Source organism: Caldovatus sediminis (assembly GCF_014644455.1).
GTDB lineage: Bacteria > Pseudomonadota > Alphaproteobacteria > Acetobacterales > Acetobacteraceae > Caldovatus > Caldovatus sediminis.
Genome location: NZ_BMKS01000001.1, coordinates 146686 through 168165, shown reverse-complemented (window position 1 = coordinate 168165; position 21480 = coordinate 146686). Strand labels below are relative to the sequence as shown.

General features: G+C 73.5%; 17 protein-coding genes and 1 tRNA gene. 8 read left to right on the top strand and 10 right to left on the bottom strand.

Annotated features, from left to right (window positions below; translation table 11 throughout):
• Positions 1–57: 57 nt before the first annotated feature.
• From IEX99_RS00730 to IEX99_RS00720, 3 genes are all read left to right on the top strand, one after another.
• Complete coding sequence (locus IEX99_RS00730; RefSeq protein ID WP_188897431.1) at positions 58–849, top strand: HugZ family pyridoxamine 5'-phosphate oxidase; 792 nt, start codon at positions 58–60, stop codon at positions 847–849.
• A 149-nt stretch (positions 850–998) separates the two neighbouring features.
• Positions 999–2597 carry a phosphoenolpyruvate carboxykinase gene (locus IEX99_RS00725; RefSeq protein ID WP_188897429.1) on the top strand — a complete coding sequence of 533 codons (1599 nt, stop codon included), beginning with the start codon at positions 999–1001 and terminating at the stop codon, positions 2595–2597.
• Positions 2598–2630: 33 nt separating this feature from the next.
• Positions 2631–3026: a DUF2237 family protein gene (locus tag IEX99_RS00720; RefSeq protein ID WP_188897427.1), complete on the top strand. Its 396-nt coding sequence runs from the start codon at positions 2631–2633 to the stop codon at positions 3024–3026.
• 33 nt (positions 3027–3059) lie between these two features.
• Here IEX99_RS00720 and IEX99_RS00715 read toward each other — a convergent pair whose 3' ends face one another.
• Positions 3060–4214, bottom strand: a complete 1155-nt coding sequence (locus IEX99_RS00715; RefSeq protein ID WP_229677721.1) for a GNAT family N-acetyltransferase — start codon at positions 4212–4214, stop codon at positions 3060–3062.
• Positions 4215–4642: 428 nt separating this feature from the next.
• Between IEX99_RS00715 and IEX99_RS00710 the strand changes: the two genes are divergently transcribed.
• The 5 genes from IEX99_RS00710 to IEX99_RS00690 all read left to right on the top strand — a co-directional run bounded on the left by IEX99_RS00710 (position 4643) and on the right by IEX99_RS00690 (position 10744).
• On the top strand, positions 4643–5488 hold the full coding sequence (locus IEX99_RS00710; protein WP_188897423.1) for a gamma-glutamyl-gamma-aminobutyrate hydrolase family protein: 846 nt from the start codon (positions 4643–4645) through the stop codon (positions 5486–5488).
• 511 nt (positions 5489–5999) lie between these two features.
• The gene (locus tag IEX99_RS00705) at positions 6000–6686 is read left to right on the top strand and encodes a fumarylacetoacetate hydrolase family protein (protein WP_188897421.1); all 687 of its coding nucleotides are present in this window, start codon (positions 6000–6002) and stop codon (positions 6684–6686) included.
• A 15-nt stretch (positions 6687–6701) separates the two neighbouring features.
• Entirely contained in the window at positions 6702–7565 is an 864-nt protein-coding gene (locus IEX99_RS00700) for an exodeoxyribonuclease III (RefSeq protein ID WP_188897419.1), read from the top strand.
• A gap of 274 nt (positions 7566–7839) precedes the next feature.
• Complete coding sequence (locus IEX99_RS00695) at positions 7840–8970, top strand: CBS domain-containing protein (protein WP_188897417.1); 1131 nt, start codon at positions 7840–7842, stop codon at positions 8968–8970.
• A gap of 769 nt (positions 8971–9739) precedes the next feature.
• Entirely contained in the window at positions 9740–10744 is a 1005-nt protein-coding gene (locus IEX99_RS00690; RefSeq protein WP_188897415.1) for a glycoside hydrolase family 16 protein, read from the top strand.
• 63 nt (positions 10745–10807) lie between these two features.
• Here the strand turns inward: IEX99_RS00690 and IEX99_RS00685 are convergent, their stop codons facing one another.
• From IEX99_RS00685 to carA, 9 genes are all read right to left on the bottom strand, one after another.
• The gene (locus IEX99_RS00685) at positions 10808–11347 is read right to left on the bottom strand and encodes a GNAT family N-acetyltransferase (RefSeq protein WP_229677720.1); all 540 of its coding nucleotides are present in this window, start codon (positions 11345–11347) and stop codon (positions 10808–10810) included.
• Positions 11344–13023, bottom strand: coding sequence for an energy-dependent translational throttle protein EttA (gene ettA / locus IEX99_RS00680; protein WP_188897413.1), 1680 nt, complete (start codon positions 13021–13023; stop codon positions 11344–11346). Before ettA ends, IEX99_RS00685 begins: the two co-directional genes overlap by 4 nt.
• Before the next feature lie 111 nt (positions 13024–13134).
• Positions 13135–13207: transfer RNA gene (locus tag IEX99_RS00675), tRNA-Ile, on the bottom strand.
• 154 nt (positions 13208–13361) lie between these two features.
• Positions 13362–14588, bottom strand: a complete 1227-nt coding sequence (locus tag IEX99_RS00670; RefSeq protein WP_188898226.1) for a threonine ammonia-lyase — start codon at positions 14586–14588, stop codon at positions 13362–13364.
• Between the two features lie 41 nt (positions 14589–14629).
• A complete protein-coding gene (greA, locus tag IEX99_RS00665) occupies positions 14630–15103 on the bottom strand; it encodes a transcription elongation factor GreA (RefSeq protein WP_188897411.1) in 474 nt (157 codons plus the stop codon).
• Positions 15104–15263: 160 nt separating this feature from the next.
• Complete coding sequence (carB, locus tag IEX99_RS00660) at positions 15264–18509, bottom strand: carbamoyl-phosphate synthase large subunit (RefSeq protein ID WP_188897409.1); 3246 nt, start codon at positions 18507–18509, stop codon at positions 15264–15266.
• An 87-nt stretch (positions 18510–18596) separates the two neighbouring features.
• The gene (locus IEX99_RS00655) at positions 18597–19229 is read right to left on the bottom strand and encodes a LysE family translocator (protein WP_188897407.1); all 633 of its coding nucleotides are present in this window, start codon (positions 19227–19229) and stop codon (positions 18597–18599) included.
• Between the two features lies 1 nt (position 19230).
• Positions 19231–19998: an SDR family NAD(P)-dependent oxidoreductase gene (locus IEX99_RS00650; RefSeq protein WP_188897405.1), complete on the bottom strand. Its 768-nt coding sequence runs from the start codon at positions 19996–19998 to the stop codon at positions 19231–19233.
• Positions 19995–21374, bottom strand: a complete 1380-nt coding sequence (carA, locus tag IEX99_RS00645; protein WP_188897403.1) for a glutamine-hydrolyzing carbamoyl-phosphate synthase small subunit — start codon at positions 21372–21374, stop codon at positions 19995–19997. Before carA ends, IEX99_RS00650 begins: the two co-directional genes overlap by 4 nt.
• Positions 21375–21480: the final 106 nt, after the last annotated feature.

Below are 21480 nucleotides of genomic sequence, written 5' to 3'. Positions count from 1 at the left end.
TTCGCGTCGGCGGCTATACTGGCGCCCGATTGTGGCGCAACCGGGGACGGAGGGGATATGGCGATCGCCGAGGCCGGCTTCGAGGCGCGGCGGCTGATCCGCGGCGCGGCGAGCGCGGTGCTCGCCACCCAGGCCCGGGGCCAGCCCTTCGCCGGCCTGGTCACCCCCGCCGCCGCGCCCGGCCTGACGATCCTGCTCTGGCTGTCGGGCCTCTCCGAGCACACGCGCCAGCTCCGCGCCGAGCCGCGCTGCGCCCTGCTGTTCCAGGGGGCAGCGGAGGGCCCGAACCCGCAGACCGCGCCGCGGGTCACCGTCACCGGGCTCGCCGAGCCGGTGCCGGCGCCGGAGGCGCCGCCGCTCAAGGCGCGCTGGCTGGCGCGCCACCCCTACGCCGCGGCCTATGCCGACTTCGCCGACTTCGCGCTGTGGCGGGTGCGGCCGGTGGCGGCGCTGCTGGTCGGGGGCTTCGCCCGCGCGACGCGGCTGCGCGCCGCGCAACTGCTGCCGGAGCCCGGCGCGGTCGCCGCGGTCGCCGCGGCCGAGCCCGCGATCCTCGACCAGATGAACCGCGACCATGCCGACGCGCTCTCGGCGATCGCCCGGGGGCTGCTGGGCCGGCCGGCCGGGGCCTGGCGGCTCGTGGCGGTGGACGTGGACGGCTGCGACCTGGCTCGCGCCGGGGCGGCGGAGGAGCCCTCGGTGGCGCGCCTGCACTTCCCCGCCCCGGTCGCCGACGCTGCGGGGGTCCGCACCGCGCTGGCCGCCGCGACGCGGACGGCGCGCGCGCGACTCGGCATGCCGCCGGTACCGCCCGAGGACGACGGAGACGGCGGATTGGCGCCATCGTGACCGCCCCGCAGGGGGGCTCGGTTGACCCGGTTCCGACGCCCGCCCTAATTTCGCCGCCACTCCTGCCCAAAGGCCCCACAACCTGTCGCTGGCCGACCGGAGCCCCCGGCGCGGGCTCCGGGGCGCCCGCCCCTTCCCGGAGGAAACGGATGACCGCCGCCGAGACCGCCACCCTTGCCGGCACCGGCATCGCCGCCGGCTCCGAGGTGCACGCCAACCTGACGGCACCCGGGCTGATCGCGCACGCGCTGCGCCGGGGGGAGGGGCGGCTCTCGGCCGAGGGCGCCTTCATCGCCGTCACCGGCGTACACACCGGGCGGTCGGTGCAGGACAAGTTCGTGGTGGACGACCCGGCGGCGCGCGACGCCGTCTGGTGGGGCCGCATCAACCAGCCCATGGCGCCGGCGAAATTCGCCGGCCTTTCGGCGCGCATCCGCCGCTGGCTCGGCGGACAGCCGGAGCTGTTCGTGCAGGACCTCTACGCCGGCGCGGACCCGGCCCACCGCATCCGCGTCCGGCTGGTGACCACCAACGCCTGGCACGCCCTGTTCGCCCGCAACATGTTCATCCGCCCGCGGCGGGAGGAACTGGCGGGCTTCGCGCCGGACTACGTCATCCTGCACGCGCCCGAGTTCCACGCCGATCCGGCGACCGACGGCTGCCGCAGCGAGACGGTGATCGCCCTCTCCTTCGCCGAGCGCGTGATCTGCATCGCCGGCACGAGCTACGCGGGCGAGATCAAGAAGTCGGTCTTCACCGTGATGAACTGGCTCCTGCCGGAGCGCGGCGTGCTGCCGATGCACTGCAGCGCCAACGTCGGGGCGGCGGGCGACGTCGCCCTGTTCTTCGGCCTCTCCGGCACCGGCAAGACGACGCTATCTTCCGATCCGGAGCGGCGCCTGATCGGCGACGACGAGCACGGCTGGTCGGACGCCGGCGTGTTCAACTTCGAGGGCGGCTGCTACGCCAAGGTGATCCGCCTCTCGCGCGAGGCCGAGCCGCAGATCTGGGACGCCACGCACCGCTTCGGCACCGTGCTCGAGAACGTCGTCGCCGACGAGGACGGCAACCTCGACCTCGACGACGCCTCGCTGACCGAGAACACGCGCTCCTGCTACCCGCTGGAGTTCATCCCGAACGCCGTGCCGGGCGGCATGGCCGGCAGGCCGCGCAACGTGGTGATGCTGACGGCGGACGCCTTCGGCGTGCTGCCGCCGATCGCGAAGCTCTCGCCGGCGCAGGCGATGTACCACTTCCTCTCCGGCTACACCGCCCGCGTCGCCGGCACCGAGAAGGGGCTGGGCAGGGAGCCGCAGGCCACCTTCTCCGCGTGCTTCGGCGCGCCCTTCCTGCCGCGCCATCCGGAGGTCTACGGCCGCATGCTCGCCGAGCGCATCAGGCGCGACGGCGCCGACTGCTGGCTTGTCAACACCGGCTGGACCGGCGGCAGCTACGGCACCGGGCACCGGATGAGCATCGCCCACACCCGCGCCCTGCTGCGCGCCGCGCTCGACGGCTCGCTGGCGCGGGCGGAGTACGCGCGGGACCCGTTCTTCGGCCTGATGATCCCGCGCGCCGTCCCCGGCGTGCCGCGCGAGGTGCTGAACCCGCGCGAGGCGTGGGCCGACAGGGCCGCCTACGACCGCACCGCGCGCGAGCTGGTCGCGCGCTTCGAGAAGAACTTCGAGGAGTTCGCCGGCGCGGTCGGGGAGGAGGTCAGGGCCGTCGCGATCCGCGCCGCGGCCTGAGCCGCCGGGCAGCCGGGGAAAGCGGGACGGACCATGCCGCAGCAGCGCCAGCCCCGTCGCATCGCCGGCCGCAGCGTCCTCGGCGGCCCGTTGCTGCCCTGCTCCGTCGCGCCGCTGACCGGCTTCTTCCGCGACGGCTGCTGCAACACCGGGCCGGAGGACCACGGCCTGCACGCGGTCTGCGCCGAGATGACCGCGGAGTTCCTCGCCTTCAGCAAGGCGGTCGGCAACGACCTCTCGACCCCCCGCCCCGAGCTCGGCTTCGCCGGGCTCAAGCCGGGCGACCGCTGGTGCCTGTGCGCGGCGCGCTGGGAGGAGGCGCGCCGCGCCGGCGTCGCGCCGCCGGTGCTGCTGGAGGCGACCCACCTCGCCGCGCTCGAGGCGGTGCGCCTCGAGGACCTGCGCGCCCACGCGCTTGACGCCGAGTAGCGGGGCGGGACCGGCACCGCGGCCCTCGAGCCCCTACCCCTGCGACGCCGGCCCGCCCGTCTGGCCGGAGGGCAGGGCGGGGGGCGGCGGAGCGGAGGCCCCGGCGCGGCCCGGCGCCTCGTCGCGCCCGGCGTCGGTCTTGGCGCGAACGACGATGGTCTGGATGAAATCTTTCCTGCCGCCGAGGGAGAACTTGTATGGCTCGTCCCCCCTGAGGAAGTCGTAGGTGCGGAAGCCCCTGGAAATGGCGTGCCGGATGGCGAAGGCGTGCAGCACGAGGCCGGGGGACAACCCGCCGACCGTCTCGTCCCTGCCCCCCATGTAGAACAGGTAGCTCTTCTTGCTCTGATCGGTGAATATCGCCAGGGCCGCCACGACGGATCCGTTCCGCCGCAGGACGGGCAGGAACAGGGAGCCGGCATCGAAGCAGTCGGTCAGCATGGCGAGGCTCTGTTGCCGGATCCGGTCCAGCACGCCGCGCTTGCGGTCCGCCCACTGGCCCTCCCAGAGTCGCAGCAGCGACCGGAGGTCCTCCCCGACCGTCTCCGCGGTGGTTTCTGCGAGCTCGAACTCGGGGGATGTCTCCACGCGCCTGAGGAAGCGCCTGAGCTTCTGCCTCGTGTTCGCGCCGACGCGTTCCGAGAGGTAGGCATCCCAGGACCCGGGCAGGTCGACGCGGGGGCATACGGCGTTGTCTATCCCGTCCCCGTTGATCCCGCTCTCGCGCAGGAGCTCGTAGTCCTCGCCCCGATAGTAGGCGAGGAACAGGCGGAGGCGCTCCTCCGACATGCGGACCTGGTCCAGCCGCAAGGTCGTCCACCGGATTCTCTTCCTGAACTCCCGGACGTACCGCGCGAAGAGCGGTATCGCCTGCGCCTGATGCCGCGGCATGCAGAGGAGGCCGGTGTAGTCCGCGGCCGGGCTCCCCGCGGTCGCGACCTCGATCGGGGCGTCGTTCCGCGGCGCTGCCCTCCTGGCGCGGAGCGGGAAGAAGGCGACGTAGTCCGGAGGGTCCGCCTCGGTCTTCGCGGCCAGCACGAACCACGACGCCCCCATGCCCTCCAGCCGCTTCGCCATCCACCGCCAGGAGAGGAAGAAATGCGCCTCGGGATCGGCGTCGTAGACCGCGTCCCAGCGGGGGCGGACCCGCGAGAGCGCCTGCAGATCGGAGATCACCTCCAGTCGCATTTCGGCCCGTCGCCCCGTTGATGGCTCCCCGGTCGGCCGCTGGGCACGCCGTCCGCGCCCCGGCCGCGATGCCGCTGGGGACGGCGCCGCGCCGCGCGGCACCCCGGCGGCTGGCGCACTGCCTGCGCCGATACGGTATTCCATGCGGCCCCTTCGCCGTGCGGGCGCATAGGGCGTGCCCCTTTCGGACGATCCGCCGCCGGGTGACGCGCCGGAAAGAGGATCGGCGACGCTGCCTTCGGCCGGAGGGCCCCCGGCGCGTGGTCGCGCCGGCGCCGCGGGGGCCGCGGTCGGGCCTACCGGCGCGAGCCCGGCGTCCGATCGTCGCGCGCCCGCAACCGTGTCATGCGGACAATACGCGACGGACTTGTTGCGGGCGGGAGCCTGTCCGCCTTGATCCCGTCACGGTGCTGGGCGATGTAGCGCGCATGGCGCGACCCGTGGTCGGAATCTCGTGCTGCGTGAAAGGGTTCGGCACGTTCAACACGCCCAACCACGCGGCCTCGGACAGCTATGTGCGGGTCGTGCTCGGCCCGGTGCGCGGGCTCCCGGTGCTCCTGCCCGCCGCCGGGGAGTGCCTGGCCGAGGAGCTGCTGCCGCGGCTCGACGCGCTGCTGCTGACCGGAAGCCGCTCCAACGTCTGGCCCCGGCACTACGACGGGCCGCCGCACGCCGAGGGCACGCCGGAAGACCACGCGCGCGATGCCACCACCCTGCCGCTGATCCGCGCCGCGGTCGCCGCCGGCCTGCCGCTGCTCGCGATCTGCCGCGGCATGCAGGAGCTGAACGTCGCGCTCGGCGGCACGCTGGACCAGCGCATCCAGGACCTGCCGGGGCGCATGGACCACTCCACGCCCTCCGACCAGCCCTACGCGCCGGTGCGCACGGCCAAGGCGCATCTCGTCCGGGTGGACCGCGGCGGCTTCCTCGCCTCGCTGCTGCCGGCGGGCTGGGACGCCGGGCCGTGCGGCGCCTCGATCGCCGTGAATTCCCTGCACAACCAGGGCATCGCGCGTCTGGCGCCAGGTCTGGTCGCCGAGGCCTGGGCGCCGGACGGAACCATCGAGGCGGTGCGGGTTGGCGGCGCGCTTGGCTTCGCGCTGGGCGTACAATGGCATCCCGAATACGATTGGGAACGAGATCCCAACAGCCGGGCGATCTTCGAGGCCTTCGGCCGTGCCGTCGCCGCTGCGGCAGGGCGGCGCCAACAGGGCGCCGCGCCGGTCGGCATCCGGGCGGCGGAGGCCGCGCTCTTGCCCCAGGCGGCAGAATAGCGCGATCGGCGCACGGGCGCGCGCCGCCTGCGGCGGCAGGACCGCGCCGGAAATTCCCGGTTCCGGCGCGATCCAACGGGGCCAGAACGTTCACGCCTCCGAGAAATCGGGGACGACCGCTGGAACTCGCGCAAAAGTGGGGAAAATTCCCTTTTGCGTCCCTGTGGATAAGGCGCTATGGTGTTGCGGCTGGCCAGACATGGCCGGCGGTCGAGCTCCGGTGTCCCCTGCCGGCTCGCCCGACCTTTCCGATCGGAAAACAATAACCACGGCGCCCGGACACCCCCCTGTCCGGGCGCTTTTTTTGCCGCAGGCCGGCCCGGGCCGGGGGAATCGACGCCTCCGGCAGCGTGGCCGTTCGCGGCGCGCAGCGCAAGTGCGCAATGATCCGGTCCGGCGCCCGTTCCGGCGGCGTGATCGCCGGCCTTGCGGTCCCGCGCCGTGCGGCTATGGTCCGCGCCCTTCCTGCCGCCTTTTCCGTCCAACCCACCAATCGCAGGCGACGTCTCCGATGCCCGACTACGTCCTCGCCCCGCCGGTGATCCCGGCCGTGCCCGTTGAGGGCTCGTCCCGGCTGTTCCCCGTGCGGCGGATCTTCTGCGTCGGCCGCAACTACGCCGAGCATGCGATCGAGATGGGCTCCGACCCGACGCGCGAGCCGCCCTTCTACTTCACCAAGCCCGCCGACGCGCTGGTGGTGGGCGGCGCCGACATGCCCTACCCGCCGATGAGCCGGGAGCTGCACCACGAGATGGAACTCGTCGTCGCCATCGGCGAGGGCGGCGCCGACATCGCCGTGGCGGACGCGCTGAAGCACGTCTGGGGCTACGCCGCCGGCCTCGACATGACCCGTCGCGACCTGCAGAACGAGGCGAAGAAGACCGGCCGCCCCTGGGACATGGGCAAGGGCTTCGACTTCTCCGCCCCGATTGGCGCGCTGCGCCCGGCGCAGGGCTTCGATCCCTCGAAGGGCCGGATCGAGCTCCGCGTCAACGGCGAGGTCCGGCAGGCGAGCGACCTGTCGAAGCTGATCTGGAGCGTGCCGGAGATCATCGCCAACCTCTCGCGCCTGGTGCGCCTCGCGCCCGGCGACCTGATCATGACGGGGACGCCGGAGGGCGTCGCCGCCGTGCAGCGCGGCGACCTGCTGGAAGGCTTCGTCGAGGGCGTCGGCGAGGTGCGCTGCCGCATCGTCTGAGGCCCCGGCGCGCCCATGGCGAAGGAGGCGAAGCCGGCCGCGCCGGCGGTGGCGCGCGCGACGGCGCGGCGTCCGCTCCGCATCGCCACCTGGAACATCAACAGCGTCCGCCTCCGCCTGCCGCTGCTGAAGGAGCTCGTCGCCGACCTCGCGCCGGACGTGCTCTGCCTGCAGGAGACGAAGTGCCCGGACGAGCTGCTGCCGCGCGCGGCGCTCGCCGCCCTCGGCTTCCCGCACGTCGCCGCGCGCGGGATGAAGGGCTACAACGGCGTCGCCATCCTCTCGCGCCTGCCCTTGCGGGCGCGCGAGGACGACCCCGACTGGTGCGCCAGGGGCGACTGCCGCCACCTCGGCGTCGAACTCGACGCGCCGGGCGGGCCGGTCGAGCTGCACAATTTCTACGTCCCCGCCGGCGGCGACATCCCCGACCCCGCGGCCAACCCGAAATTCGCCCACAAGCTCGACTTCCTGCGCGAGGCGACCGCGTGGTGCCGCGCGCGCGGCCCGGCGCGGCGCACCGTGCTGCTCGGCGACCTCAACATCGCCCCGCTCGAGTGCGACGTCTGGTCGCACGCCCAGCTTCTCGACGTCGTCTCCCACACGCCGGTCGAGGTCGAGGCGCTCGAAGGCTGGCGGCGCGCCGGCGAGTGGCACGACGCGGTGCGCCACTTCGTGCCGGCGCCGGAGAAGCTGTTCACCTGGTGGAGCTACCGCGCGCGCGACTGGGCGGCCTCCGACCGCGGGCGGCGGCTCGACCATGTCTGGGTCAGCCAGGACCTCGCCGGCCGGCTGCGCGGCCACGCCGTGCTGAAGCGCGCGCGGGGCTGGCCGCAGGCCTCCGACCACGTGCCGGTGATGGTGGAGCTGGCCTTCGCCTGACCGGGACGGGACCGGCGCCGCCCTCCCCCGTTTCCGCCCCATAGAATTTCGCGGCGAACATTTCAGATATTCCCGAGCGTTCTTCTTGGTCATCGAGAGTACCTGTTTCGATGACAGCGCCGCTTTCCCGAGGATCGGTCGGGCGCGCAAGGAACCGCGCCCGGAAGGCCACGTTCCTCTGCTGCCCGGGCCGCTCGGCACGGACCGCCGGAGGCATCGCGGGCGCGCCGCAGACGGCCGGCGCACCCTTCCATTCTGGGGACGGACCATCACCATGACGAACCACAGCAAGGCGCAGTCGCGCCAGGAGCAGGCGTCGCGGCCCCGGGCCGAGGCCACGCAGGAGCGCGAGCCGCAGCAGGCGGCCGGCGCCGACCAGGCGGCCGCGCGCCGCGGCGGATCGGGCGCCGCCCAGGCGCTGCAGGGCGGCGCCGGCGCGGTGCGCCGCGGCGCCGAGACTTTCGCCGAGGCCGCGGGGCAGGCGGGCGAGGCCGCGGAGGAGGCCGCGCTCGCCGCCCGCGAGACCGCGGCCCGCGCCGCCGAGGGCGGCGCCCGCCTGTTCGACGACGCCGCCAGCGAGCTCGAGGAGATCGGCCGGCGCGTGGCTCGCGCCGTCGAGGAGACGACGGGCGAGATGCGGCGCATGATGGTCCTGCCGCAGCTCGCCAACGGCGCGATGCGCGAGGCGCAGCAGGCCATCGGCAGCCTGGTGGACGGCGTGGCCGAGGCCAACCTCCGCATCGCCCGCGAGATCATGCGCCTCGCCGACCCGTCCGCGGCCTTCGACGTCCAGCGCCGCCTGGTCCACGAATACGTCGAGGCGATGATGCAGGGCAGCGCCCGCATGGTGCACGCCGCGCGCCGCTCCGCCGAGGAGACGCTGCGCCCGATGGAGGAGCAGATCCGCGAGGCCTGCGGTTCGCGCGGCGAGACGCGGGGCGCCGGCGCCGCCTGGCGCCAGCAGCAGCAGCATCAGCCGCCGTCCGGCCAGCGCGTCGCCGAGGTGATGCGCATCGGCATGCGCATGGTGGGGCCGGAGGAGACGGTCCAGCAGGCCGCGCGCATCATGGCCGAGGAGAACACCGCCGTCCTCCCGGTCGGCGAGGAGGGACGCCTGCTCGGGATCGTCACCGGCCACGACCTCGCGGTGCGCCTGATCGCCGAAGGCCGCGACCCGGCCCGCACCCCGGTGCGCGAGGTGATGCGCGCCAAGCCGCCCTGCGCCTTCGCCGACGAGGACGCCGGCCGCGCCGTCGAGACCATGACCGAGGAGCAGGTGCCTGGCCTGCCCGTGGTCTCGCGCGACGACCACCGCTTCCTCGGCGTCGTCGCCCTCGCCGACCTCGCGGCGCACGCAGCATCCGGGAACGGCCCCGCCGCGGCGCGCGGCGGCGCGCGTCTCTGAGGCCGGCGCGGCGTCCCTCCGGGGGCGCCGCCCGGACGGCCCCGCCGCGGGCAGCGACACGCCCGCCGCGGGCGCCGTGCCCCTCCGCCGGACGCGCCGGACGGGGCCCGCCACTGCCTCGCCGGGCGCGCCGATGTCGTCGGCTTGCTTCCCGGCGCTCGGGCCGCAAAGCGGACCGAGGCGGTCGTCCGCCAGGTCGGCGCCATTCCCCTCGGGCCGTCCGGGGAACGCGCCGCTCGGCCCGCTTGCCGCGTGATCCCGGACACCATCGGCGCCGCCAGCAGCACGCCCCGCCTCCGCCTGCGCGCCGCGACCGCGCGACGCCGCGGCTCCACCCGCCAGGCATCATCGCGCCTGCGCCAGGCGACGCGACCCCTCGCCATGCCTCCCCGGCGGTTCCGCCGGACCGCACCCGCCGACGCGCCGCCATCGCCGGGCGCCAACGCCGGGAACGCCCGCCGGAATCCCTGGCGGTTCCGCGCGACGGCCGGGATGCGGGCCCCGCGGCGTCGGCGAGCGGGGGCCCGGAAGGGCGCCCGTCGCGCGCGGTTTCGTTGCGGAGTGAACAATCAAACGCTCTCGTATCGTGCCGAAGGCAACATTGATTCCAAAAATCACCGAAACTTCCCGGTGAAATCATAAGTTTCCCATCAGAACGCGACTTTCCTGTCCAGACGCATTTTGGTGTTGCCTCACGGTTTATGTCTGATCTTTTCTCTCCCCCGCTACGCGATCACGCGATCGCGAGACAAGGGGGGTCTCAGCACCTATGACAGCAACCAGGCTCCGCGCCACCGACGGCGCCGACAGCTTCGCCTTCGCCGCAGGGGACGGCCGGGCGGTCATCACCAACTTCGAGGTCGGCGTCGACAGCCTCGCCTCCGGCCCCTACGGCGCGGTGGTGCGCGAGGTCATCCGCGCCGACGGCGTCCCCGTCACCATCTACCGCTACGGCTGGGGCGACGACGTCGTCCGCCTGCCCGGCGTCAGCGGCGTCACCCGCGAGCAGCTCGAGCAGCCCGGCGGCGCCCCGCCCGCCGCGCCGGCCGATCCCGGGACCGGCGGCGCCGTTCCGCCCGGCCCGGGCGGCGCGTTCCGCACCGTCTTCTACGACGGCTTCGACGTGGACGGCGACCTGAGCCGGTGGAAGGCCATCATGCAGGGGCCGCACCACAGCGGCATGTGGTGGAACCCGGACGGCGTGAAGGTGCGCGATGGCGAGCTCGAGGTGAGCGCCGATCTGCAGGACAACGGCTACTACACCGGCGCCGGGCTCGCCATCGACTTCGGTCCCGACGCCTTCGGCGTCGACTACGGTCGCATCGAGGTGCGCGCCAAGTGGGACGCCGCGCAGGGCATCGCCCCTGCCATCATGGGCTGGCCTTCCGCCGCCGACGCCTGGCCGCCGGAGTTCGACCTGATGGAGGTGGTGGACGCCGACGGCCAATGGGTCGCGACCACCAACCACTGGCAAGGCCCGGGCGGCAATGGCGACGATGCCTACCGCACCGCCTGGACCGAGATCGACAGCACCGACTGGCACACCTACGCGGTCCAGTGGACGCCCGAGGGCGTCGTCTACACCATCGACGGCGAGGTCGTGTACACCGGCGGGCCGGAGGAGCTGCCGGGCCAGAAGATGACCGCCTCAATCGGCGTCTTCGTCGGCACCTGGGCCACCCAGGGCTGGGTCCCGCTGCCCGACGAGACCACCCCCGAGCACGTCGGCCTGCACGTGGACTACGTCAAGGTCGAGGAGTGGATCGGCGGCTGAGCGCGGCTCCGCCGACCGCAGCGGAGGGGGCGCCACGCCGGCGCCCCCTGCTCGTCCGCCGCCTCACGCCACGGATTCGAACACCAGCATGCGGTGGCCGTGGTGCAGGAACGCGTCGCACTCGCGCATGCCGATGTCGGCGAGCACGGCGCGCGAGGCCAGGTTCGTCTCCCGCGCCACCGCGATGATGCGCGCGAGCCCCGCGCGGTGGCCGAAGGCGAGCGCCGCCCGCGCCGCCTCCCGCGCGAAGCCCCTGCCGCGGCACTCCGGCCAGAGCGCGAAGCGCAGCGCCACGCCGCGCCCGTCCGGCCGCTCCATGAAGCCGCAGATGCCGAGGAAGTCGCCGCTCGCCGTCTCGAACACGCACCAGGTGCCGTAGCCGCGCACCTGCCAGAACGCCATGTCGTCCTCGAGCTCCTCGCGCGTGCGCTCGGGCGTGCGGGTGCCGTGGAGCATGAAGCCGAAGACGCGCTCGTCGGCCTTGAGGCGGATCAGGTCCGGCAGGTTCTCGGGGCCCGGCGGCAGCAGCATCAGCCGCGCGGTGCGCAGGATGCGCCCCGGCGTGGCCAGCGCCCCGCGCGGCAGGACGGCGCCCGCGCTCACCGCGTCAGCGGCTTGTACTTGATGCGGTGCGGCTGGTCGGCCGCGGCGCCGAGGCGGCGTCGCCGGTCCTCCTCGTAGGCCTGGTAGTTGCCCTGGAACCAGACGACCTGCGAATCCCCCTCGAAGGCGAGGATGTGCGTCGCGACGCGGTCGAGGAACCAGCGGTCGTGGCTGATGATCACCGCGCAGCCGGCGAAGTCCATCAGCGCCTCCTCCAGCGCGCGCAGCGTGTCCACGTCGAGGTCGTTGGTCGGCTCGTCGAGCAGGATCACGTTGGCGCCCGACTTCAGCATCTTGGCGAGGTGCACGCGGTTGCGCTCGCCGCCCGAGAGCACGCCGACCTTCTTCTGCTGGTCGGGGCCCTTGAAGTTGAACGCCGCGACGTAGGCGCGCGACTGCACGACGCGCCGGCCGAGCTGGATCGTGTCCCTGCCCTCCGAGATCTCCTCCCACACGGAGTTGTCGCCGTTCAGCGTGTCGCGGCTCTGGTCCACGTAGCCGAGGACGACGGTGTCGCCGACGCGCAGGCTGCCGGAATCGGGCGTCTCCTGCCCGGTGATCATGCGGAACAGCGTCGTCTTGCCGGCGCCGTTCGGGCCGATCACGCCGACGATGCCGCCCGGCGGCAGCTTGAAGGAGAGGTCGTCGATCAGCAGCCGGTTGCCGTAGCCCTTGCGCAGGTGCTCGGCCTCGATCACCAGGCTGCCGAGCCGCGGGCCGGGCGGGATGACGATCTCCGCCGTGTCGGGACCCTTCTCGTTGGCCTTGGCGAGCAGCTCCTCGTAGGCGCGGATGCGCGCCTGGGACTTCGCCTGGCGCGCGCGGGGGGAGGAGGCGATCCACTCCCGCTCCTCCGCCAGCGCGCGCTGGCGGGCGCTCTCCTCGCGCTCCTCCTGCTGCAGGCGCTTGCGCTTCTGCTCCAGCCAGGCGGAGTAGTTGCCCTGGTAGGGGATGCCGCGGCCGCGGTCGAGCTCCAGGATCCAGCCGGTGACGTTGTCGAGGAAGTAGCGGTCGTGGGTGACCACCAGCACCGCGCCCGGATAGTCGCGCAGCGTCCGTTCCAGCCAGGCGACGCTCTCGGCGTCGAGGTGGTTGGTCGGCTCGTCGAGCAGCAGCAGGTCCGGCTTCTCGAGCAGCAGGCGGCAGAGCGCGACGCGCCGCTTCTCGCCGCCGGAGAGGTGCGTCACCGGGCTGTCCGCCGGCGGGCAGCGCAGCGCGTCGAGCGCGATCTCGACCGTGCGGTCGAGCTCCCAGCCGTTGGCGGCGTCGATGCGCTCCTGCAGCTCGGCCTGCTCGGCGAGGAGGGCGTTCATCTCCTCGTCCGAGAGGGGCTCGGCGAATTTCGCGCTGATCTCGTTGAAGCGCGCGAGGTCGGCCTGCACGGAGGCGAAGGCGCCCATCACGTTCTCGCCGACCGTCAGGCCGGGGTCGAGCTGCGGCTCCTGCGGCAGGTAGCCGACGCGCGCGCCTTCCGCGGCCCACGCCTCGCCGCCGAAGTCCTTGTCGAGGCCCGCCATGATGCGCAGCAGCGTGGACTTGCCGGCGCCGTTCGGGCCGAGCACGCCGATCTTGGCGTCGGGGAAGAAGGAGAGGGTGATCCCTCGGAAGACCTCACGCCCGCCCGGATAGGCCTTGGTGAGGTTCTTCATGACGTAGACGTACTGGTAGGCGGCCATGTCGCGGGGACCTGGAGGATCGTGGGGATTGAGGGCGCGGTTCTACCGGCACGCCCGGGGTGCGCCAAGGCGGGCGGGCGCCGATGGCGCGCGCGCGGCGCCGGAGCGGCATGGGCCCGGCAGGATTCGAACCTGCAACCAAGCCGTTATGAGCGGCCCGCTCTGACCGTTGAGCTACAGGCCCGACATGCCGCGGCTGCCGCTTCCATGCATGGCGCGCCGGCCGCGGGCTGGCAAGGCGCCGCCTCCCCGGCCGGGGCCGCTGCCGTCCGCGTCGCCGGGACCGGCGCGCGGGCGCCGGGCGCGGCCCGGGGACGCCGGGTGCCCGACCCGGGCGCCTAGCCGCGCCGCACCGCGTACTGTCCGGCCTCCAGCGCCGCGACGATGGCGTTGCCCTGGGCGGCGTCGCGCACCTCGATCATCAGCTCGAGCTCGGCCGACTGCACGGAGGGCGCGGCGAACAGGCGCTGGTGCGAGACCTCGATCACGTTCCCGCCCGCGGCGGCGACGCGCGTCGCGATGTCGGCCAGCACGCCCGGCCGGTCCGGGATGTCGAGGTGCAGGCGCAGCAGCCGCCCGTCGCGCAGCAGGTTGCGCAGCAGCACGTTGGCGAGGATGCGCGAGTCGATGTTGCCGCCGCAGACCGCGACGCCGACCGCCCTGCCGGCGAAACGTTCCGGGAAGGCGAGCACGGCGGCGAGGCCGGCGGCGCCGGCACCCTCCGCCACCACCTTCGCCTCCTCGACCAGCATGGCGATCGCCTGCTCCACCGCGCGCTCCGGCACCACCAGCATCGCGACGCCGAGGCGGCGCAGCATGGCGAGCGGCACCTCGCCCACGTCGCGCACGGCGATGCCCTCGGCGATGGTGGGGCCGCCGACCTGCACGGGCTGCCCGGCGAGGCGCTGGGCCATGGCGGGATAGCCCTCGACCTCGACGCCGAACACCCGCACATCGGGGCGCAGCTCCGCGGCGCCGGCGGCGCAGCCGGCGACCAGGCCGCCGCCGCCGACCGGGATCGCCAGCACCTCGATCGCCGGCGCGTCCTCGAGCATCTCCAGGGCGAGGGTGCCCTGGCCCGCGATCACCGCGGGGTCGTCGTAGGGGTGGACGAAGGTGAGGCCCTCGCGCAGCGCGAGCTCGTGCGCGTGCGCCGCGGCCTCGGCCAGGGTGTCGCCGTGCAGCACGACCCGCGCGCCCCAGGCCTCGGTGCGCGTGACCTTGGTGGCGGGGGTGAAGCGCGGCATCACGATGGTCGCGGCGATGCCGAGGCGCTGCGCGTGCCGCGCCACCGCCTGGGCGTGGTTGCCGGCGGACATGGCGATCACGCCCGCCGCGCGCTCGCGCGCGCTCAGCAGCGCGAGGCGGTTGGCGGCGCCGCGCTCCTTGAAGGCGCCGGTCGCCTGCAGGTTGTCGAGCTTGAGGAAGACGCGGCAGCCCAAGGCGCGCGAGAGGCCGGCGCACTCGATCGTCGGCGTGCGCAGCACGGCCCCCCGGATGCGCTCCGCCGCGGCGCGCAGCTCGGCGAGGCCGATCGGCGGCGGGGCGGCAGGCTCCGCCGGCATGCCGAGGGCGAGGCCGCGGTGCGGCACGGGGACGCCGCGGCTCAGCCGAACCGGATGTCGGCGATCTCGTAGGCGCGGGCGCCGCCGGGCGCCGGCACCTCGACCGACTCGCCGACCTTGCGGCCGATCAGCGCCTTGGCGAGCGGCGAGGTGATGGAGATCGAGCCCTCCTTCATGTCGGCCTCGTAGGTGCCGACGATGCGGTAGGTCTTCTGCTCCTCCGTCTCCTCGTCGATCAGCGTCACCCGCGCCCCGAACTTCACCTGGTCGCCAGAGAGGCGCGAGACGTCGATCACCTCGGCGGCGGCGACGATGTTCTCGAGCTCGGCGATCCGGCCCTCGACGAAGGACTGGCGCTCCCGTGCGGCGTGGTACTCGGCGTTCTCGGACAGGTCGCCGTGCGAGCGCGCCTCGGCGATCGCGCGGATGATCGCGGGGCGCACTTCGGCCTTGAGCTGCTTCAGCTCCTCCTCGAGGCGCGCTAGGCCTTCCGCGGTCATGGGGATCTTCTGCACGACGCTACGCCCTTCCTTGAAGCCCGTGATTGCCCCCCGCCGGCCCTGATCCCAGTGCCAAATTTCGGGCAGTTCGTGCGGCGAGGGGAATGGTTGCAGGGGATGGCGAGCGGCGGTGCCAGGGGCCCAATGCCGCCGGCGACCGCCCCACCCGATCCGCTCAGAACGAGCGAGAAAAATAGGCTTGGAGGGGTGCCACATCAAGGGTCCCCGCCCTGAGCGCGGCGATCGCGTGCACCGCCGCGCGGGCCCCGGCGATCGTCGTGTAGTGGGGGATGCCGTGGGTGAGGGCGCCGCGGCGGATGTCGAAGCTGTCCGCGACGCTCTGCCCGCCCATGGTCGTGTTGATGACGAGCTGGATCTCGCCGGACCTGATCGCGTCCACGCAGTGGGGGCGGCCCTCCAGCACCTTGTTGACGACGGTGCAGGGCAGCCCGGCCTCGCGCAGCCGCGCCGCCGTGCCGCGCGTCGCGAGCAGGCCGAAGCCCATCTCGTGCAGCCGCCGGGCGAGCGAAACCGCGGCGGTCTTGTCGCCGTCCCTGACCGAGAGGAAGGCGGTGCCGGCGAGCGGCAGCCGCACCCCCGCGCCGAGCTGGGACTTGGCGAAGGCCCGCTCGAAGGAGTGGTCGAGGCCCATCACCTCGCCGGTGGACTTCATCTCCGGGCCGAGGATGACGTCCACGTTGGGGAAGCGGCTGAACGGGAAGACCGCCTCCTTCACCGCGACATGCGGGGCGATGGCGGCGTCGTCGAGGTCGAACTCGCGCAGCAGCGCGCCGGCCATGACGCGGGCGCCGATCTTGGCGACCGGCACGCCCGTCGCCTTGGCGACGAAGGGGACGGTGCGCGAGGCGCGGGGGTTGACCTCGAGGACGTAGATCTCGCCGTCCTTGACCGCGTACTGCACGTTCATCAGGCCCCTGACCTTGAGGGCCCTGGCCATCGCCTCGGTCTCCGCCTTGAGCTCGGTGACGACCGCGGGCGGCAGCGAGTAGGGCGGCAGCGAGCAGGCGGAATCGCCGGAATGGATGCCGGCCTCCTCGATGTGCTCCATCACCCCCGCGACATAGACATCGCCCGCCGCGTCGGCGATGCAGTCCACGTCCACCTCGATCGCGTCGGCGAGGTACTGGTCGATGAGGATCGGGTTCTCGCCGGAGACCCGCACCGCCTCCTGCCCGAAGCGCAGGAGCTGCGCGCGGTCGTGCGCGATCTCCATCGCCCGGCCGCCGAGCACGTAGGAGGGGCGGACGACGACGGGGTAGCCGATGCGCTCGGCCTCGGCGCAGGCCTCCTCCAGCGTGCGCGCGGTGCCGTTCTGCGGCTGCTTGAGGCCGAGCGACTTCAGCAGTTGCTGGAACCGCTCGCGGTCCTCGGCGATGTCGATCGCCTCCGCGCTGGTGCCGAGGATCGGGATGCCCGCCCGGTGCAGCGCCTGGGAGAGCTTGAGCGGCGTCTGCCCGCCGTACTGCACGATGCAGCCGAGCAGCTCGCCCCGCTCCTGCTCCTTGCGGATGAGGGAGATCACGTCCTCGGCGGTCAGCGGCTCGAAGTAGAGGCGGTCGGAGGTGTCGTAGTCGGTCGAGACCGTCTCCGGGTTGCAGTTGACCATGACGGTCTCGATGCCGGCCTCGCGCAGCGCGTAGGCGGCGTGGACGCAGCAGTAGTCGAACTCGATGCCCTGGCCGATGCGGTTCGGGCCGCCGCCGAGGATGACGACCTTCCTCCGGTCGGAGGGGCGCGCCTCGCACTCCGGCGTGCCGAAGCCGCCCTCGTAGGTCGAGTACATGTAGGCGGTGGCGGAGGCGAACTCCGCGGCGCAGGTGTCGATGCGCTTGAAGACCGGCGTGACGCCGAGGCGCAGGCGGTGCGCGGCGACCTCGGCCTCGGTCGTGCCGGCGAGCGCGGCGAGGCGGCGGTCGGAGAAGCCCATCGCCTTGAGGCGGCGCAGCCCCGTCGCGTCCCGCGGCAGGCCGCCGGCGCGCACCGCCGCCTCGGCCTGCACGATCTTCTCGATCTCGCGCAGGAACCAGGGATCGAACCGGCACGCCTCGTGGATCTCCGCGACGGAGACGCCGGCGCGCAGCGCCTGCGCCGCCATCAGCACGCGGTCCGGCTTGGGCGTCGCCAGCGCCGCGTGGAAGGCCTGGGCGCTGCCGTCGCCCGGCGGCTCCACCTCGTCGAGGCCGGAGAGGCCGGTCTCCAGGCTGCGCAGGCCCTTCTGCAGCGCCTCGGCGAAGCTGCGGCCGATCGCCATCGCCTCGCCGACGCTCTTCATCGAGGTGGTGAGGACGGGCGGCGTGCCGGGGAACTTCTCGAAGGTGAAGCGCGGGATCTTCACCACCACGTAGTCGATCGTCGGCTCGAAGCTCGCCGGCGTCACGCGGGTGATGTCGTTCCGGAGCTCGTCGAGCGTGTAGCCGACGGCGAGCTTGGCCGCGACCTTGGCGATCGGGAAGCCGGTGGCCTTGGAGGCGAGGGCGCTGCTGCGGCTGACGCGCGGGTTCATCTCGATGATGACCATGCGCCCGTCGGCCGGGTTGACCGCGAACTGGACGTTGGAGCCGCCGGTGTCCACCCCGATCTCGCGCAGGCAGGCGATCGAGGCGTCGCGCATGCGCTGGTATTCCTTGTCGGTCAGCGTCAGCGCCGGGGCGACGGTGACGGAATCGCCCGTATGCACGCCCATCGGGTCGAGGTTCTCGATCGAGCAGACGATGATGCAGTTGTCCGCGCGGTCGCGGACCACCTCCATCTCGAACTCCTTCCACCCGAGCACGCTCTCCTCGACCAGCACCTCGGTGGTCATCGAGGCGGCGAGGCCGGCGGTGACGATCTGCTCGAACTCCTCGCGGTTGTAGGCGATGCCGCCGCCGGTGCCGCCGAGGGTGAAGGAGGGGCGGATGACGCAGGGCAGCTTCACCTGCTCCAGCGCCTCCCACGCCTCGGCCATGCTGTGGGCGATGGCGCTCCGCGGGCTCTCGATGCCGATCCGCGCCATCGCGTCGCGGAACTTCTGCCGGTCCTCGGCCTTCTCGATCACCTCGGCGCGGGCGCCGATCAGCTCGCAGCCGTACCTCTCCAGCGCGCCGGAGGCGGCGAGCTTCATCGCCGTGTTCAGCGCCGTCTGCCCGCCCATGGTGGGGAGCAGCGCGTCGGGGCGCTCCTTGGCGATGATCCTCTCGACGATCTCGGGCGTGATCGGCTCGATGTAGGTGGCGTCGGCGAGCCCCGGGTCGGTCATGATCGTCGCCGGGTTGGAGTTCACCAGGATCACCCGGTAGCCCTCCTCCTTCAGCGCCTTGCAGGCCTGGGCGCCGGAATAGTCGAACTCGCAGGCCTGGCCGATGACGATCGGGCCGGCGCCGATGATGAGGATGGAGGCGATGTCGGTGCGCTTCGGCATGGGGGCGGACTCAGCGGGACGGGGAACGGGGCGGACAGGGGCGGACGGCGCCGCCTGGGGCGGCGCGGCGCGGCGGGCGGCGGGCGGTCATCGCCGCGTCTCGGTGGCGAGCCTCGCCGCGAGCAGCGCCAGCGCGCCGCCGAGCACCCAGCGCTGCGCCGCCATCCAGGCCGGCCGCCCGGCGAGGAAGCGCGCCACGGAGCCGGCGCCGAGCACGAGCGCGGCGTCGAAGGCGATCGCGATGCCGATCTGCACCGCGCCGAGCGCCGCGCCCTGGAGGAACACGGCGCCGCGCGCCGGATCGAGGAAGGGCGGCAGCACCGCCATGTAGAACAGCGCCACCTTCGGGTTGAGCGCCGCGGTGGCGAAGCCGAGGCCGAACAGCCGCGCCGCGCCCTCGCGCGGCAGGGCGCGCGGGGCGAAGATCGGCGCCGCGCCGGGGCGCAGGCACTGCCAGGCGAGGTAGGCGAGATAGGCGGCGCCGCCGAGCCGCAGCGCGTCCCAGGCGTAGGGAATGGCGAGCAGCGCCGCGGTGATGCCGGCGGCGGCGAGCAGCATGATCACCAGGCTGCCGCACTGGCAGCCGAGCAGCGAGATCACCCCCGCCGGCGTCCCCTGCGCCAGCGTGCGCGAGACGAGGTAGAGCATGTTCGGCCCGGGCGTCAGCGCCAGGCCGAGCGAGAGCGCGGCGAAGACGAGGAGGGTTTCGGCCGCGGGCATCTCACCCCTGCACCGAGAACCCGCCGTCCACCGGGATCGCCGTGCCGGTGACGAAGGCCGCCGCGTCGGAGGCGAGGAACGCGGCGATCCCCTCGAAATCCCGCGGGTCGCCCCAGCGCCCCATCGGCGTGCGCGCCAGCACGTTGGCGTTCAGCGCCGGCATGTCCTGGCGCGCCTTGCGCGTCAGCTCGGTGTCGATCCAGCCGGGCAGCAGCGCGTTCACCGTGATCCCGTCCGGCGCCCAGGCCACCGCCATCGAGCGCGTCATCTGCACGATCCCGCCCTTGGAGGCGCCGTAGGCGACATGGAAGGGCAGGCCGAAGATCGAGAGCATGGAGCCGATGTTGATCACCCGCCCGCGCCCGCCGGCCTTCAGGTGCGGATGCGCCGCCCGCGAGGCGAGCATCGCGCTCGTCAGGTTGGTGTCGAGCACCGTCCGCCAGTCCTCCAGCCGGTACTCCTCCGGCCGGCGGCGGATGTTGGTGCCGGCGTTGTTCACCAGGATGTCGAGCCGGCCGAGGCGCTCCACCGTGCGCGCCACCATCGCCGCGACCGAGTCCGGGTCGGTGACGTCCGCCTCCACCGCCTCCGCCCGCGCGCCGAGGGCGGAGAGCTCCGCCACCGCCGCGGCGTTCTTCGCCGCGTTCCGCCCCGCCACCATCACCGCCGCGCCGCAGCGCGCCATCCCGCGCGCGAGGCCGAGGCCGATCCCGCCATTGCCCCCGGTGACGAGGGCGACGCGCCCGCCGAGGTCGAACATGCCGCTCATGCCCTGGCGCTCCCTCCCTTGTGCCTCTCGATCAGCGCGACGAAGCGGTGGAACAGGTAGTGGCTGTCGCTCGGCCCCGGGCTCGCCTCCGGATGGTACTGCACGGAGAAGGCCGGGCGGTCGGTGCAGGCGATGCCCTCGTTGGAGCCGTCGAACAGCGAGACATGCGTCACCTTCGCGCTCGGCGGCAGGGTCTTCTCGTCCACCGCGAAGCCGTGGTTCTGGCTGGTGATCTCGACCTTGCCCGTGGCCAGGTCCTTCACCGGCTGGTTCGCGCCGCGGTGGCCGCGCTCCATCTTGTAGGTGCGCGCGCCGAGCGCGAGGGCGAGGAGCTGGTGGCCGAGGCAGATGCCGAACAGCGGCACGCCGCGCTCCAGCACGCCGCGGATCGCCGGCACGGCGTATTCCGCCGTCGCCGCCGGGTCGCCGGGGCCGTTGGAGAGGAACACGCCGTCCGGGGCGTGGCCCAGGATCTCCTCTGCGGTCGCGGTGGCGGGCACCACGATCACCTCGCAGCCGGCGGAGGCGAGGCAGCGCAGGATGTTGCGCTTCGCCCCGTAGTCCACCGCCACCACCCGGTGGCGCGGCGCGGTCTGGCGGCCGTAGCCGCGCGGCCAGACCCATTCCGTCTCGTCCCAGCGGTAGGACTGGCGGCAGGAGACCTCGCGCGCCAGGTCCATGCCGACCAGCCCGGGCCACGCCCGCGCCTCCCGCCGCAGCGCGGCGAGGTCGAAGCGCCCGTCGGCCGGGAAGCACAGCACGCCGTTCGGCGCGCCGCCATCGCGGATGCGCGCGGTCAGCGCGCGCGTGTCCACCCCCGCGATGCCGGGCACGCCGTGGCTTTTCAGCCAGGCGTCCAGGTGCCGCGTGGCGCGCCAGTTGGAGGGCTCGGTGAGGTCCTGCTTCACCACCAGGCCGCGCGCGGCGGGGGTCGTCGCCTCGATGTCCTCGGGGTTGGCGCCGACATTGCCGATGTGCGGGAAGGTGAAGGTGATGATCTGCCCGGCGTAGGAGGGATCGGTCAGCGTCTCCTGGTAGCCGGTCATGCCGGTGTTGAAGCAGACCTCGCCCACCCGCGTTCCGGGCGCGCCGAAGCCCCGGCCCCAGAGCACCGTGCCGTCGCCGAGGACGAGGGCGGCGGTCGCGCCCGCCGGCGGCGCGCTGTCGGGCTCGGGCATCGCGTGGCTCTCCGGTTCGGGGGCGCCGGGCAGATCGGCCAGGGAGAGGCCGGTGGCGGCGAGCACGGCGGGCCAGTGCCTCGCCGGGATCGCGCGCGCCTGGCGCCACTTGCGGATGGCCTCGGTGCCGACGCCGCAGCGGGCGGCGGCGGCCTCCGGGCCGCCCATCAGGGCGAGGATGTCTTCGACGGACCGCATGGGCGGTCAAATGTGGGAAATCTCTTCCCGACGCAACCGGAATCGGAGCGGGTTGGGAAATTCCCTCCCAGCCGAGTCGCGGCCCGCCGCGCCGACCCCCGCTGCC

What these genes read in the sequence shown, in the direction of transcription:
- carA (WP_188897403.1), bottom strand. Translation starts at nt 21,374, where the DNA reads ATGCGGTCCGTCGAAGACATCCTCGCCCTGATGGGCGGCCCGGAGGCC.
- ettA (WP_188897413.1), bottom strand. Translation starts at nt 13,023, where the DNA reads ATGGCCGCCTACCAGTACGTCTACGTCATGAAGAACCTCACCAAGGCC.
- IEX99_RS00650 (WP_188897405.1), bottom strand. Translation starts at nt 19,998, where the DNA reads ATGAGCGGCATGTTCGACCTCGGCGGGCGCGTCGCCCTCGTCACCGGG.
- IEX99_RS00655 (WP_188897407.1), bottom strand. Translation starts at nt 19,229, where the DNA reads ATGCCCGCGGCCGAAACCCTCCTCGTCTTCGCCGCGCTCTCGCTCGGC.
- IEX99_RS00715 (WP_229677721.1), bottom strand. Translation starts at nt 4,214, where the DNA reads ATGCGACTGGAGGTGATCTCCGATCTGCAGGCGCTCTCGCGGGTCCGC.
- IEX99_RS00705 (WP_188897421.1), top strand. Translation starts at nt 6,000, where the DNA reads ATGCCCGACTACGTCCTCGCCCCGCCGGTGATCCCGGCCGTGCCCGTT.
- carB (WP_188897409.1), bottom strand. Translation starts at nt 18,509, where the DNA reads ATGCCGAAGCGCACCGACATCGCCTCCATCCTCATCATCGGCGCCGGC.
- IEX99_RS00690 (WP_188897415.1), top strand. Translation starts at nt 9,740, where the DNA reads ATGACAGCAACCAGGCTCCGCGCCACCGACGGCGCCGACAGCTTCGCC.
- IEX99_RS00730 (WP_188897431.1), top strand. Translation starts at nt 58, where the DNA reads ATGGCGATCGCCGAGGCCGGCTTCGAGGCGCGGCGGCTGATCCGCGGC.
- IEX99_RS00720 (WP_188897427.1), top strand. Translation starts at nt 2,631, where the DNA reads ATGCCGCAGCAGCGCCAGCCCCGTCGCATCGCCGGCCGCAGCGTCCTC.
- IEX99_RS00695 (WP_188897417.1), top strand. Translation starts at nt 7,840, where the DNA reads ATGACGAACCACAGCAAGGCGCAGTCGCGCCAGGAGCAGGCGTCGCGG.
- IEX99_RS00700 (WP_188897419.1), top strand. Translation starts at nt 6,702, where the DNA reads ATGGCGAAGGAGGCGAAGCCGGCCGCGCCGGCGGTGGCGCGCGCGACG.
- IEX99_RS00725 (WP_188897429.1), top strand. Translation starts at nt 999, where the DNA reads ATGACCGCCGCCGAGACCGCCACCCTTGCCGGCACCGGCATCGCCGCC.
- IEX99_RS00670 (WP_188898226.1), bottom strand. Translation starts at nt 14,588, where the DNA reads ATGCCGGCGGAGCCTGCCGCCCCGCCGCCGATCGGCCTCGCCGAGCTG.
- IEX99_RS00710 (WP_188897423.1), top strand. Translation starts at nt 4,643, where the DNA reads ATGGCGCGACCCGTGGTCGGAATCTCGTGCTGCGTGAAAGGGTTCGGC.